Consider the following 14,645-nt stretch of genomic DNA (forward strand, 5'->3'; position numbering starts at 1 on the left):
TCGCCAATTTGTTAACTCTTGTTAATTGACATTCGTGCGTCATGCTTAACCGCAGGTGACCGACGAAAGCAAATTCAGCGGTTGCGAAGGCGCGCCCTGTTGCGGTGCGATGACCGAGCCGTCGGCGACCGTCATCGCGCAATTATGCAGGCCGATGATTATGCCGGATTTCTCCGACTTCGCTGGGTCGAACGTCAGTTTCCAGCGCTGGATGGCGGGATCGCGGAACAGTGCGACGATGCCGAATGCCTGCGCTTCGCGCGACACTTTTTCGGTTGCCGTATAGCGCTGGCCCGGAATCAGCGTGATTTCACGCACGTTCAGCAGATCGGTGCCCAGCGCGGCCTTTTCCTTGGCCGGATCGGTGAATGCATCGAACGGCGCCTGCTGGAACGAAGTCGGATCCTTCAGCGCGTAGAGCCGCACCACTAAAGCGAGCGGCTTGCGATCGTTCGCGGCGTTGAGGTTCGGCGCGGCGGCGAGCGTGAGCCCGATGTTGCGCGGCGGCTTCTGGGCATCCGGCAGTTCGGGCTTGCCGATGCCGGCGGCCTGCATCACGGCGCTCGCGGCGGAGCCGAGCAGCGGGGCGGCCGCGCATCCGGCCAGGAGCGCGCAGGCGATCAGCGGCAGCGCATAGCGAATCATGGACGATCTCATCGTGTTTCCGGCGTGCCGCCTTTAACTCCCCTGTCAAAACTACCGGGCATTTCCGCGTTCATCGCGAATGCCGGCTTATCTGCCGTTCAACTATTAAGCACACGTGCGGCGCATCGCGCTTCCGGAAATTTTTTCCGTCACCCGCACGAAGCGTTGTCGAGCAAGTAAAACTTGCGCATTCCGGTCGCTCGAAAAACCGTCGCCGGGCCGTTGCCGGAGACGTTTCGAGGGGGTAGCGCACGGATTTAAAAGGAATTACTCTGCACGCAGCGATTGAATTATGAAAAATTGATCGGTACTATACCCGCGCGCTTCTTGCAAAGCAAAAGAACCAGATTCTCAACGATTTTAATACTCACGCGCCGGTGGATATAACGATGAAAGACCGTCTCTTCGCAAAATTGTCTGGGGTAGTGCTGGCTTGCGGCGTGATCGCCGGTTGTGCGAGCCAGCCGCCGGCGCCGACTGCCGAGGTGTTCAACAAGTCGCTGGCCGATGCGGACGCCGTTGCGAAGTCGGGTGACCAGGACAAGGCGCTCGGCCTGTACCAGCAACTCGCGAAGTCGGATCCGACGCGCGAGGAACCGTGGTCGCGCATCGCGCAGATCCAGTTTGCCCAGAACCACTATGGCCAAGCGATCGTCGCCGCGCAGGAGGCACTGCAGCGCGACGCGACCGATCGTCAGGCGAAGAGCGTGCTCGCCGTCGCGGGGCTGCGGATCGCGACGCAGTCGCTCGGCGAGCTGCGCCAGGATGCATCGCTCGCGGGCGATGCGAAGTCGGACGCGCAGGCGCTCGCGAAGCAACTGCGCGACACGCTCGGCGAATCGGCGCTGTTCCCGCCGGAGCAGCGGACCACGAAGGCGCGTACGGCGCGTCGCGTGATTCATCGTCCGAAGGCCGGCGCGGCGCCGGCCACCGAGGCGGCCGCAGCCGCAACCACCGCGCCGACGCCGGCCGCCGCGCCGCAAAAGGGCGGTGCCGATCCGTTCAGCGCGCTGCGCAACTGACCGCAACAGACGCGATAACCACAACTAACCTGGGAGCCGTCGAGATGGCCAAGAAAGAAAGCATTCAGAAAAGCTTGCAGAAAATACGGCCGCCGCGCGTCCAGCTGACCTACGAGGTCGAGAAGGGCGACGCGATCGAGGTGAAGGAACTGCCGTTCGTCGTCGGGGTCGTCGGCGATCTGGCGGGCCAGTCGGAAGTCGAGCAGCCGAAGCTGCGCGACCGCAAGTTCGTCAACATCGACCGTGACAACTTCGACGACGTGATGAAGGCGATCGAGCCGCGCGCCGCGTTCCAGGTGGAAAACCGCCTGAGCCCGGAAGGCGGCAAGTTCGCAGTCGACCTGAAGTTCCGTTCGCTGTCGGATTTCAGCCCGGACGAAGTCGTCGAACAGGTCGAGCCGCTGCGCCGCCTGCTCGAGGCACGCTCGAAGCTCGCCGACCTGCGCAACAAGCTCGCCGGCAACGACAAGCTCGAGGATCTGCTGTCCGAGGTGCTGAAGAACACGCAGCAGCTGCAGGAGCTCGCGAAGGGCACCGGCGGCGACAAAGACGGCGAATGACGACGGAGTGTTGAGATGAACCAGCAAACGGCTGCGGCCCAAGCGAGCGGCGCGGAATACGCCGCCGGGACTTCGCTGCTCGACGATATCGTCGAGAAGAGCAAGGTCGCGAAATCCGATTCCGAGCATGCCCGTGCGAAGGACCTGATCGGCGAACTCGTGCACCAGGTGCTCGACGGCACGGTGATCGTGTCGGACAACCTGTCGGCGACGATCGACGCCCGCGTCGCGGAACTCGACCGCCTGATCTCCACGCAGCTGTCCGCGGTGATGCACGCACCGGAATTCCAGCGCCTCGAAAGCACGTGGCGCGGGATGGACTACCTGGTCAAGGAAAGCAACACCGGCCAGACGATCAAGATCAAGGCGCTGCACGCCCCGAAGCGCGACCTCGTGCGCGACTTCAAGGGCGCGAGCGAGTTCGACCAGAGTGCGCTGTTCAAGAAGGTCTACGAAGAAGAGTTCGGCACGTTCGGCGGCTCGCCGTTCGGCGCGCTGATCGGCGATTACGAGATCTCGCGCCAGCCGGAAGACATGTACTTCATCGAGCAGATGTCGCACGTCGCGGCGGCCGCGCACGCGCCGTTCATCGCATCGGCGTCGCCGGAGCTGCTCGGCCTCGAGTCGTTCTCCGACCTCGGCAAGCCGCGCGACCTCGGCAAGGTGTTCGACACGGTCGAATACGCGAAGTGGAAGTCGTTCCGCGACGCGGAAGATTCGCGCTACGTCGGCCTGACGCTGCCGCGCTTCCTCGGTCGCCTGCCGTTCAATCCGAAGGACGGTCAGACCGCGGAGAACTTCAACTTCGTCGAGGACGTCGACGGCACCGAGCACGACAAGTACCTCTGGTGCAACGCGGCGTGGGCCTTCGCGGCACGCCTGACGGCCGCATTCGACGACTTCGGCTGGTGCGCGGCGATCCGCGGCGTCGAAGGCGGCGGCCTCGTCGAGGACCTGCCGACCCACACGTTCAAGACCGACGACGGTGAAGTCGCGCTGAAGTGCCCGACCGAAATCGCGATCACCGATCGCCGCGAGAAGGAGCTGAGCGACCTCGGCTTCATCCCGCTCGTGCATTGCAAGAACTCGGATTACGCTGCGTTTTTCGCCGCGCAATCGGTGCAGAAACCGAAAAAATACAGCACCGACAGCGCGAATGCGAACGCCGTCCTGTCCGCCCAGCTTCAGTACATCTTCTCGGTATCGCGCGTCGCGCACTACCTGAAGGCGATGATGCGGGACAAGATCGGCAGCTTCGCATCGGCGCAGAACGTGGAGACTTTCCTCAACCGGTGGATTTCGCAGTACGTCCTGCTCGACGACAACGCGTCGCAGGAACAGAAGGCGCAATTCCCGCTGCGCGAGGCATCCATACAAGTGTCGGAGATTCCGGGCAAGCCGGGCTCGTATCGTTCGGTCGCGTTCCTGCGTCCGCACTTTCAGCTCGACGAACTCTCGATTTCTCTGCGACTTGTCGCTGATCTGCCCAAACCGGCAAATTCATAAGCGAGTAAATCGCCCGGGCGGGCCGCCTGGGTAGGACGTTAAAACCACCTCTTTGGGGAGTCGAAGGGCCATGTTACATATGCACTTGCAGTTTGGTAGTCCGGCGGTGAAGGGCGAATCCGCGGACAAAGACCATCAGGGCTGGATCGAACTGAAATCGTGGGATCACTCGATCGTTCAGCCGCGTTCGGCAACGGCATCGACCGCGGGCGGTCACACGATGACGCGTTGCGAGCACGGCGACATGATTTTCACGAAGGAAATCGATTCGTCGAGCCCGCTGCTGTATCAGCACGCATCGGGCGGCACGACGTTCGATGAAGTGACGGTCCATTTCTCGCGCGCGGACGGTGAAGGCAAGCGCGTGCAGTATCTGGAAGTGAAGCTCAAGTACGTGATCATCTCGAGCATCGCTCCGAGCGTTCGCGAAGAAGGTCTGCCGCTCGAGACGTTCTCGCTGAAGTACGCGGCCGTGCAGTGGAAGCAGACCCAGCAGAAGATCGGCGGCAACCAGGGCGGCAACACGCAAGGCGCCTGGAGCCTGACGAAGAACGACAAGACCTACGCGGTCTAACGTCGGTTGCGGCAACGGGGCGCTCGGCGTCCCGTTGCCGTTTTCGCTGTGTACAAGGGCCTGTTTCCGCTAATAACGGGCTTGCGCTGGCCCCCAGAAGGGCCGAGCGCAAGGATTGCGACGAAGCGAATACTCGACGTATTCGCGAGGAGCGTGACGCCGCGATCGGCCCTTTTGGGGGCCAGCCCCACGAACGGATTTTTCAAAACAGGGGAACGTGCGTTATTGGCGGAAACAGGCCCTTATGAAACGATTCGAACCCAGTTTTCTCGACAAGCTGTTCGACGACGAACCGCACCTGCCGGCCTCGGCCGCGATGCGGCAATTGTCGCTGGACGAGCTAAAGAACACGGTCGCCCGCGACGTCGAGGCGATCCTCAACACCCGTATCGCGCACACCGAAATCGAGCTGGCCGCGCTGCCGGAATGCCAGAAATCGGTGCTGACCTACGGGCTGAACGATTTCGCGGGGCTGAGCCTCGCGAGTCACTACGACCGCGCGTTCATCTGCAAGTCGATCCAGCAGGCCATCGCGCGCCACGAGCCGCGGCTGCAGCAGGTGCAGGTGACGTTCGAGCTGAACGAGCAGTCGACCAACGCGCTGTACTTCGCGATCCAGGCGCTGCTCGTCGTGCATCCGGCCGAGGAGCCGGTGAGTTTCGACGCGATGCTGCAGCCGTCGACGCTGCAGTATTCGGTCACGCGCACGCGCGCGGCCAGAATGCTGTAAATCAAGCCGCCGAGCGGGCCGGACCGCCCGGTGATGGTTCAGGGTCCGGCAGGAAATATTGAGGTTCTCGGGGTCGTCGATGGAAGAATTGCTGCCGTACTACGAGCGCGAATTATCGTTTTTGCGGCGCTATTCGCGAGATTTCGCCGAACGTTATCCGAAGATCGCGGCGCGGCTCGCGTTGTCCGGCGAGCACTGCGAGGATCCGCACGTCGAGCGGATGATCGAGTCGTTCGCGCTGCTCGGCGCGCGCATCAACAAGAAGCTCGACGACGACTACCCGGAATTCACCGAAGCGCTGCTGGAAGTGCTGTATCCGCACTACCTGCGGCCGTTCCCGTCGTGCTCGATCGCGCAGTTCACGCCGGCCTCGCCGGGTCAGCAGACCGAACCGGTCGTGATCGACCGCGGCACCGAGCTGAAGAGCCGTCCGATCCGCGGCGTGCAGTGCCGGTTCCGCACCGCATACGACGTGACGCTCGCGCCGATCCGCATCTCGGAGGCGCGCTTCACACCGGTCGCGCTCGCGCCGAGCGCGACGGTGCTGCCGTCCAACGCGACGGGCGTGATCTCGATCACGTTCGAATCGCTCGCCGCGCAGCTCGATCTCGGCGCGCTGAAGCTGCCGACGCTGCGCGCGCACCTGCATGGCGAGCAGTCGTTCGTCGCCGCGCTGACCGATTGCCTGTTCGTGAACGTGCTCGGCGCGTATGTCGAGCCCGAGCGCAACGGCCGCTGGACCGCGCTGCGCAAGCTGCCGATCGCGCACGCCGGCTTCGACGAGGACGATGCGTTGATCGACTACCCGGCGAAGTCACACCCCGCGTATCGCCTGCTCACCGAATACTTCGCGTTCCCCGACAAGTTCGATTTCGTCGATTTCGACCTCGCGGCGATCGCGCGCGCGTCGGGCCGCTGCCAGCGCGCGACGTTGCATCTGGTGCTGCAGGACGTGCGCAGCGATTCGCACGTCGCGCGGCTGCTCGAGCTGCTCACGGCCAGCCATTTCCGGCTGTTCTGCACGCCGATCGTCAACCTGTTCCGCCAACACGGCGAGCCGATCCGCATCACGCACCGCGCGGTGTCGTACCCGGTGATCGCCGAAGCGCGCCGCGCGTTCGCGTACGAGGTGTATTCGATCGATTCGGTGAAGCTCGTCCGGCAGCAGGCGCATGAAGAATCGGTGATCGAGTTCCGGCCGTTCTATTCGCTGCATCACGGCGAGTCGGCGCGGATCGGTCATTACTGGTTCGCGCGCCGCAACGACTGGGTCGCGCAGAAAAGCCCCGGCTACGAAACCGAGATCTCGATCGTCGACATCGACTTCGAGCCGACGTCGCCGCAAACCGACACGCTGAGCCTCGACCTCACCTGCACGAACCGCGACCTGCCGTCGATGCTCGCGTTCGGTCTCGAAGGCGGCGACCTGTTCCAGGAAGGCGGCGCGCAGACGAGCGGCATCTCGCTGCTGCGGCGCCCGACGCAGAGCGTGCGCTTCGAGCGCGGTCGCGCCGCGCACTGGCGGCTCGTGTCGCATCTCGCGCTGAACCACGTGTCGCTGGTCGCGCACGGGCTCGCGCCGCTCAAGGAAATGCTGACGTTGTACGACCTGCGGCGCACCGCCGTGTCGATGCGCCAGATCGACGGCCTCGCCGGCGTCGAGCAGCGCGGCGCCGTGCAGTGGCTGCCCGGCAAGCCGTTCGCGACGTTCGTGCGCGGCATCGAGATCCGCCTGACGATCGACGAGGAGCACTTCGTCGGCGCGAGCCTCGCGTCGTTCGTGCGCGTGCTCGACAGCTTCTTCGGGCTGTACGTCCACCTCAACAGTTTCGTTCAACTAGTCGTGGTGTCGAAGCGCACCGGCGAGGAGATCATCCGATGCAAGCCCCGGACCGGCGAATCGATCCTGGCGTAGTCGACGCGCTGCTCGACGAGCCGCACCGCTTCGAGTTCTTCCAGGCGGTGCGCGTGCTCGAGGGGCTGTTCGCGCGGCAGGCGTCCGATGCGCCCGGCGCATGGCGGCAGGGCGACGTCCTCGCGCAGCGCATCGAATTCCGCAACACGCTGTCGCTCGGCTTCCCGCCGAGCGAGATCGAAGGCGCCCGTTCGTTCGACGACGGCGGCACGCTGCTCGATTCGGGCGAGCAACGCGGCGCCGCGCTCGCAGCCGGCGAGCTCGGTCACGTCGAGCTGACGCCCGCATTCTTCGGGCTACTGGGCGGGCAGGGCGCGCTGCCGCTGCACTACACCGAGCAGATCGTCGCGCGCGAGCACCTGAAGCGCGACCACGCGGCGCGCGCCTTCTTCGACGTGTTCTCGAACCGCGCGACCGCGCTGTTCTACGCGGCGTGGAAGAAGTACCGGCTGCCGTTCCACTACGAACTCGACCGCGACGAGCGCTACCTGCCGCTTCTGCTCGCGATCGCCGGCGTGCCGAGCGACGAGGTGCGCGACAGCCTCGCGGCCGGCGCGGGCGGCGTGCTCGACGAGGCCGTTGCCGGCTACGCGCTCGCCGCGCGGCACCGGCCGATGTCCGCCGCCTACCTGCAGCGCACGCTGTCCGATTATTTCCGCGTGCCCGTGAAGATCGACCAGTTCGTCGGCAAGTGGTACGACGTGCCGCCCGACCAGCTGAGCGTGCTCGGCGAAGTCAACGCGGTGCTCGGCGCGACGGCGCTCGTCGGCGAACGCGTGTGGCAGCGCGACATGCGCGCGCGGATCGTCGTCGGGCCGCTGTCCAAGCGCGATTACGAGGCATTTCTGCCGGGCGGCGCGCAAGCCGTCGCGCTCGAGCGGATGCTGACGCTGCTCGCCGGCGTCACGCTCGAATACGAGGTGAAGCTCGTGCTGAAGCGCACCGAGGTCGGCGCGAGCGTGCTCGGCGCGGGCTCGCGGCTCGGCTGGGACGCGTTCCTCTGCACGCGCGACGCGGTCGACGACCGCTCGGATGCCCGCTACGAACTGCACGTGATTCACTGATTCCGAACGACAACAAACACGCAATCGAACCTGAGATCGACGCCATGAGCACGCCTCTGAAGACCCTGATCACGAAACTGAATCCGCTGTGCCGGCACGCGACCGAGCGCGCGGCGAGCGCGTGCCTGGCGCGCGGCCACTACGAAGTCGATCTGGAGCATCTGTTCCTCGCGCTGCTCGAGGAAGCGACGGGCGACCTGCCGCTCGCGCTGCGCGCGAGCCGCGTCGATCCGCATGCGCTGCGCGCCGATCTCGAGCGTGAACTCACGCGCCTGAAGACGGGCAACACGCGCACGCCGGTGTTCTCCGTGCACCTGATCGCGCTGTTCGAGCAGGCCTGGCTGATCGCGTCGCTCGATTCGCAGCTCGGCCGCATCCGCTCGGGGCACCTGCTGCTCGCGCTGCTGACCGCGCCCGATCTCGCGCAGTTCGCGCAGCGCATGTCGTCGCAGTTCGCGGAAATGAACGTGACGGACCTGAAGCACAAGTTCGACGAAATCATGGCCGGGTCGAGCGAGGCCGAGCCGCGCCAGGCGGATGCGGAAGACGGCGACGTCGCGCCGGTTGGCGACGGCGCCGCGCCCGCGGCCGGCCCGTCGAAGACGCCCGCGCTCGACACGTACACGACCAACCTCACGCAGCGCGCGCGCGACGGCAAGATCGACCCGGTGATCGGCCGCGAAGCCGAGATTCGCCAGGCGATCGACATCCTGATGCGCCGCCGCCAGAACAACCCGATCATGACCGGCGAGGCCGGTGTCGGCAAAACGGCGGTCGTCGAGGGCCTCGCGCTGCGGATCGCGGCCGACGACGTGCCGCCGCCGCTTTCCGGCGTCGCGCTGCACGTGCTCGACATGGGCCTGCTGCAGGCTGGCGCGAGCGTGAAGGGCGAGTTCGAGAACCGACTGAAGAGCGTGATCGACGAGGTGAAGAAGAGCGCGCACCCGATCATCCTGTTCATCGACGAGGCGCACACGATCATCGGCGCGGGCGGCCAGGCCGGCCAGAACGACGCGGCGAACCTGCTGAAGCCGGCGCTCGCGCGCGGCGAACTGCGCACGATCGCCGCGACGACGTGGAGCGAATACAAGAAGTACTTCGAGAAGGATGCGGCGCTCGCGCGGCGCTTCCAGGTCGTGAAGGTCGAGGAGCCGAGCGAGCCGCTCGCGGCCGCGATGCTGCGCGGGATGTCGGGGCTGATGGAGAAGCACTTCAACGTGCGGATTCTCGACGACGCGATCACCGAGGCCGTGCGCCTGTCGCATCGCTACATCAGCGGTCGCCAGCTGCCGGACAAGGCGATCAGCGTGCTCGACACCGCGTGCGCGAAGGTCGCGCTCGCACACAGCGCGACGCCGGCGGCGATCGACGACACGAAGAAGCGCATCGAGCGCATCGACGCGGAAATCGCGTCCCTGGAGCGCGAGGCGGCGGGCGGCGCGGCGCACGACGAGCGGCTCGGCGAGCTGCGCGGCGCACGCGACACGGCGCTCGCGCAATTGACCGAGGACGAGGCGCGCTATGAAGCCGAGCGTGCGATCGTCGCCGAGATCACCGTGCTGCGCGAGACGCTCGACAAGGCGCGCGGCCCGTCCGAAGACGGCGAGCCGGTCGACGTGCCGGCCACGCGCGAGAAGCTGGCCGAACGCGTCGCGGCGCTGCATGCGCTGCAGGGCGGCGAGCCGATGGTGCCGCTGCAGGTCGACGGCCACGTCGTCGCCGAGATCGTCGCCGCGTGGACGGGCATTCCGCTCGGCCGGATGGTGAAGGACGAGATCGACACCGTGCTGAACCTGCAGCCGCTGCTGACCGCGCGCGTGATCGGCCAGGACCATGCGCTCGACGCGATCGCGCAGCGCGTGCGCACGGCGACCGCGAACCTCGAGGATCCGAACAAGCCGCGCGGCGTGTTCATGTTCGTCGGCCCGTCGGGCGTCGGCAAGACCGAGACCGCGCTCGCGCTGGCCGACATCCTGTACGGCGGCGAGCGCAAGATGGTCACGATCAACATGAGCGAGTACCAGGAAGCGCACAGCGTGTCGGGCCTGAAGGGTTCGCCGCCGGGCTACGTCGGCTACGGCGAGGGCGGCGTGCTGACCGAGGCCGTGCGCCGCAATCCGTATTCCGTCGTGCTGCTCGACGAGGTCGAGAAGGCGCACCCGGACGTGCTCGAGATGTTCTTCCAGGTATTCGACAAGGGCACGATGGACGACGCCGAAGGGCGCGAGATCGATTTCCGCAACACGCTGATCATCCTGACGTCGAACGTCGGGTCGGCGGCCGTGATGCAGGCGTGCCTGAACAAGCCGGCCGAGGAGCTGCCCGATCCGGACGCGCTCGCCGAGGCGCTGCGGCCGCAGCTGTACAAGACGTTCAAGCCGGCGTTCCTCGGCCGGATGAAGGTCGTGCCGTACTACCCGATTTCCGACGACGTGCTGGCCGAGATCATCGCGCTGAAGCTCGAACGGATCCGCCGCCGCATCGAAGCGAACCACAAGGCCGCGTTCGAGTGGGACGAATCGCTCGTCGACGCGGTGCTCGCGCGCTGCACCGAGGTCGATTCGGGCGCCCGCAACGTCGACCACATCCTGAACGGCACGCTGCTGCCGGAGATCGCGGGCCACGTGCTCGGCCGGATCGCCGACGGCGCGGCCATCGCGCGCATCGCGGTGCGCGCGGACGAGGCCGGCGAATTCGCGTACACGGTCGAATGAGCCCGCGCGCGCGACATCTCATGCATCAACGGATTCACTGAACCATGCCGATCAATCTCCCCGAGCTGCTGACGCCGATCAGCGACACGTCGCCCAGCGGCGACGACCTGCTGTTCTCGAACGAATTCGACGCGATCCAGGACGCGCGGCGCTATGACGATCCGACGCTCGACCAGGGCGAGTGGGTGACCGAGATCAAGGAGGCCGACTGGGGCTTCGTCGTCGATCACGCGGGCGAGCTGCTGCGCACGCGCACCAAGGACCTGCGGCTCGCCGTGTGGCTGACCGAGGCGCTCGCGCTGGAGGACGGCATCACCGGCCTCACCGAAGGTTATGCGCTGTTGGAAGGCCTGTGCCGAGACTACTGGGACACCGTGCATCCGCTGCCCGAAGGCGACGACGTCGAATACCGGCTCGGCAACGTCGCGTGGCTGTCCGGCCGCACGGCCGAGCTGCTGCGCGGCATTCCGGTGACGGACGGCGCGTCGAACGCGTTCACCACGCTCGACTGGGAAGTCGCGCTGCACGTGGCGCAGGCCGTGAAGCGCGACCCCGAACACGCCGACGACATCGCGCGCGGCAAACCGTCGGTCGAGCAGGTCGATGCGTCGCGGCGCGTGACGTCGATCGCGTTCTACACGACGCTGCTCGCAAACCTGAAGGCGTTCGAATTCGCGCTCGATGCGTTCGAGGAGCGGCTCGTCGAACGCGCGGGCGATTCGGCGCCGAGCTTCCGGCAGGCGCGCGACGCGTTCGAGACCGTGTATCGGCTCGTCGAGCGCTTCGCGCGCGAGCAGGGTTATACGGGGAGCGCGCCGCATGCGCCGTCGGCGCCGCAGGCGCAGCCCGAGCGTATCGAGCCGAGCTTCGGCGACACGTTCCACAGCGAGGAGACCCACGTGCAGTCGCAGACCGCTCCGCGTCCGCCGGTGACGCAGATGATCGCCGGCATCCAGAACCGTGCACAGGCCGTCGACCAGCTGCGTGCCGTCGCGCGTTACTTCCGCCAGACCGAGCCGCACAGCCCGGTCGCGTATCTGGCGGACAAGGCCGCCGAATGGGCCGACATGCCGCTGCACAAGTGGCTGGAGAGTGTCGTGAAGGACGACGGGTCGCTGTCGCACATCCGCGAACTGCTCGGGGTAAGGCCCGACGAGCAGTCCTGAACGACGGAACCTTGACCTGAGAGCGCGGGCCCGGCTGGCTCGCGGCAACAAGAACAGGAAGACGCATGAACGTGACCGAACTGGCACAGGCGATCCGCGGCGGCCTGATTCAGCAGGACCGCTTGCTGAAGACGGACATCCCGTCGCTGCCGAACAATGCGCTCGTGCCGCGCCGCGCCGTGACCCGTTCCGAGCTGGGTCGCGATTTCAGCGTGACGCTCGATCTGGTGTCCACGGCGAGCGACGTCGAGCTCAAGACGCTGATCGCGCAACCGATCACGCTGTGGATCCAGCAGGCGGACAAGTCGTATCTGCCGATCAACGGCTATGTGCACACGGCGCGGCGGCTCGGCGCCGACGGCAGCCTGTCGAGCTATCAGCTGCGCTTCGCGTCGTGGATGCATTTCCTCAAGTTCCGCAGCGACATGCGGTACTGGCAGGACAAGCCCGTCGACGCGATTCTCGCCGACGTGTTCGACATGCACCCGCAGGCCAGAGGCCGATACCAGTTCGCGTTGTCGAACCCGTTGCCGTCGCGGTCGTACTGCCGGCAGAGTGAAACGGACTGGAACTTCGTGCATCGGCTGATGGAGGACGAAGGGCTGTTCGGTTTCTGGCGGCGCGGCGAAGACGGGAAGTCGCACACGCTCGTCATCACCGACGATGTGCATGCAGTCGATGCGCTATCGCCGAATGCCGTCACGTTCGACCGCTCGGGCACGGGCACCGAAACGGCCGGTTTCACGCAATGGGCCGCGTCGCGGACGTTGCAAAGCACGCTGCACACGACGCGCACGTTCGACTACAAATCGCCGTCGTCGGCGGGCAATCCGAACGGCACGTCGCTGCCTACGAAGGCCGGCCAGGGCGACCTGCCGGGCCAGGCGGAAATCTACGAATACACCGGCGCGTACACGTATCCGGGCCAGGACCGCGGCGAACATCTGTCGAAGATTCGCCTCGAGGAGTGGGAGTCGCGCGCGAAGCGCTTCTTCGGCGTGGGCGGCGTGCGCGCGATCGATGCCGGCCGGCGCTTCACGCTGACCGGTCATCCCGAGCACGATCGCGATTCGGCGAGCGATCGCGAATTCGCGGCCATCGGCGTCACGCGTTACATCGAGAACAATCTGCCGATCTCGGACCACGAAGCGAACTTCCCGCATAGCCTGCAGGACCAGTTGGCGCAGGCGAAGGCCGGTCATGGTGAGGCGGCTGCGTTTCAGGTCGGGCATGACGACGGTTCCGCCGGGTTCTATCTCGTCGAGGTCGAGGCGCAGCGCGCGAGCGTGCCGTATCGCAGCCCGTTCGAGCACCGCAAGCCCGCGATGCAGCTCGAGACGGCCGTCGTCGTCGGGCCGAAGGGCGAAGAGGTGTACACCGACGAGCTGAACCGGATCAAGGTCATGTTCGTCTGGGACCGGCAAAGCGAAGGCCGCGAGACGGCATCGTGCTGGATGCGCGTCGTGCAGTCGGATACCGGCGGCGGCTACGGCGGCGTGCATATTCCGCGGGTCGGCGAGGAAGTGCTGATCGGCTACATCGGCGGCGACTGCGACCGGCCGATCGTCATGCATCGCGTGTACAACGGCGCCGTCAAGCCGCAGTGGCATAGCGACGGGATCCTGTCGGGCTTCCGGTCGAAGGAGTATGCGGGGTCGGGCCACAACGAGATGGTGCTCGACGACGCGACCGGGCAGAACCGCGCTCGCCTGTTCAGCAGCAGCGCGAATTCGCTGCTTCACCTCGGCTATCTGATCGAGCAGAACGGCAATACGCGCGGTGCGTATCTCGGTTCCGGCTTCGACCTGCGCACGGATGCGTACGGCGCGATGCGCGCCGGGCAGGGTTTGTATGTGACGACGCATCCGAAGCAGGCGAACAGCCAGCCGCTCGACGTGAGCGAAGCGAAGCAGCAGCTGGCCAATGCGCAGGGGCTGGTCGAGTCGATGTCGCAGGTCAGCGAGATGCATCAGGCGGAGAGTCTCGGCGCCGGTCACGATGCGCTGAAGCAGTTCACCGATGCAACGCAGAACAGCGTGGCCGGTGCGACGACGGGCGGCGGCAGGACCGGCGGCGGCGGGACGGGGAATGCGAATGCGTTCAAGGAGCCGGTGATGCTGTTCGCGAGCCCGGCGGGGATCGGGGTGGCGTCGCAGCAGTCGGTGCATTTGGCAAGCGACCGGCAGACCAATATCGTCAGTGGTCAAAGTACGTTCATCACCAGCGGGAAATCGCTGGTGGCGAGCGTCAAGGAAAAGCTGAGCCTGTTCGCGCAGAACGCGGGGATGAAGCTGTTCGCCGGGAAAGGTGCCGTCGAGATACAGGCGCAGAACGACAACGTCGAGATGGTCGCGCAGAAGACGATCAAGGTGCTGTCGGCGACCTCAACGATCGAAGGCGTCGCGAAGGAGGAGATTCTGCTGACTTCCGGTGGCGCGTATGTCCGGATCAAGGGCGGCAACATCGAGATTCATGCGCCGGGCAAGATCGACGTGAAGGGCGGACAGCATGCGTTCAGCGGACCGACGAGCATGCACAAGACGTTCAAGGCGGAAGGCAAGAAGGCAGACATGCGGATTCGCTATGTGGATGCCGACGGCAACGTGCCGCACGGGGAGCCGATCAAGTTCACGACGGAAGACGGGACCGAGCATAGCGTCGCGCTCGACGCGGAAGGCAAGGCGGAATTGAAGAACATCGATTTTGACGAGTTCGTGGCCAGTCAGGTCAAGCGGACGGGAGAGTGAAA

Annotated in this window: 11 protein-coding genes; 10 read left to right on the forward strand and 1 reads right to left on the reverse strand. The window is 65.7% G+C overall.

Annotated elements, in window-relative coordinates; genetic code table 11:
* Positions 1 to 45: 45 nt before the first annotated feature.
* The gene (gene tssJ, locus WS87_RS02935; RefSeq protein ID WP_059532823.1) at positions 46 to 657 is read right to left on the reverse strand and encodes a type VI secretion system lipoprotein TssJ; all 612 of its coding nucleotides are present in this window, start codon (positions 655 to 657) and stop codon (positions 46 to 48) included.
* A gap of 377 nt (positions 658 to 1,034) precedes the next feature.
* Here tssJ and WS87_RS02940 point away from each other — a divergent pair, with 377 nt between their 5' ends.
* The 10 genes from WS87_RS02940 (at position 1,035) to WS87_RS02985 (ending at position 14,643) form a co-directional block, all read left to right on the forward strand.
* A complete protein-coding gene (locus tag WS87_RS02940) occupies positions 1,035 to 1,667 on the forward strand; it encodes a tetratricopeptide repeat protein (protein ID WP_059532820.1) in 633 nt (210 codons plus the stop codon).
* A gap of 44 nt (positions 1,668 to 1,711) precedes the next feature.
* A complete protein-coding gene (gene tssB, locus WS87_RS02945) occupies positions 1,712 to 2,227 on the forward strand; it encodes a type VI secretion system contractile sheath small subunit (RefSeq protein ID WP_044845930.1) in 516 nt (171 codons plus the stop codon).
* Positions 2,228 to 2,242: 15 nt separating this feature from the next.
* Positions 2,243 to 3,733 (forward strand): type VI secretion system contractile sheath large subunit, encoded by a 1,491-nt coding sequence (gene tssC, locus WS87_RS02950; RefSeq protein WP_039320274.1) that lies wholly within the window; start codon positions 2,243 to 2,245, stop codon positions 3,731 to 3,733.
* 70 nt (positions 3,734 to 3,803) lie between these two features.
* Entirely contained in the window at positions 3,804 to 4,307 is a 504-nt protein-coding gene (locus WS87_RS02955) for an Hcp family type VI secretion system effector (RefSeq protein ID WP_006477093.1), read from the forward strand.
* 244 nt (positions 4,308 to 4,551) lie between these two features.
* On the forward strand, positions 4,552 to 5,037 hold the full coding sequence (gene tssE / locus WS87_RS02960) for a type VI secretion system baseplate subunit TssE (RefSeq protein WP_059465243.1): 486 nt from the start codon (positions 4,552 to 4,554) through the stop codon (positions 5,035 to 5,037).
* Between the two features lie 79 nt (positions 5,038 to 5,116).
* Positions 5,117 to 6,952 carry a type VI secretion system baseplate subunit TssF gene (tssF, locus tag WS87_RS02965; RefSeq protein ID WP_059532816.1) on the forward strand — a complete coding sequence of 612 codons (1,836 nt, stop codon included), beginning with the start codon at positions 5,117 to 5,119 and terminating at the stop codon, positions 6,950 to 6,952.
* Positions 6,916 to 8,016, forward strand: a complete 1,101-nt coding sequence (tssG, locus tag WS87_RS02970; protein ID WP_059820905.1) for a type VI secretion system baseplate subunit TssG — start codon at positions 6,916 to 6,918, stop codon at positions 8,014 to 8,016. The genes tssF and tssG overlap by 37 nt, the downstream gene beginning before the upstream one ends.
* Before the next feature lie 44 nt (positions 8,017 to 8,060).
* Positions 8,061 to 10,730 (forward strand): type VI secretion system ATPase TssH, encoded by a 2,670-nt coding sequence (tssH, locus tag WS87_RS02975; protein WP_059820906.1) that lies wholly within the window; start codon positions 8,061 to 8,063, stop codon positions 10,728 to 10,730.
* A gap of 44 nt (positions 10,731 to 10,774) precedes the next feature.
* Positions 10,775 to 11,896 carry a type VI secretion system protein TssA gene (tssA, locus tag WS87_RS02980; RefSeq protein ID WP_059820907.1) on the forward strand — a complete coding sequence of 374 codons (1,122 nt, stop codon included), beginning with the start codon at positions 10,775 to 10,777 and terminating at the stop codon, positions 11,894 to 11,896.
* Between the two features lie 65 nt (positions 11,897 to 11,961).
* Positions 11,962 to 14,643 (forward strand): type VI secretion system Vgr family protein, encoded by a 2,682-nt coding sequence (locus WS87_RS02985; protein WP_059820908.1) that lies wholly within the window; start codon positions 11,962 to 11,964, stop codon positions 14,641 to 14,643.
* Positions 14,644 to 14,645: the final 2 nt, after the last annotated feature.

It is taken from the genome of Burkholderia sp. MSMB0856 (genome assembly GCF_001524645.2).
GTDB lineage: Bacteria > Pseudomonadota > Gammaproteobacteria > Burkholderiales > Burkholderiaceae > Burkholderia > Burkholderia diffusa.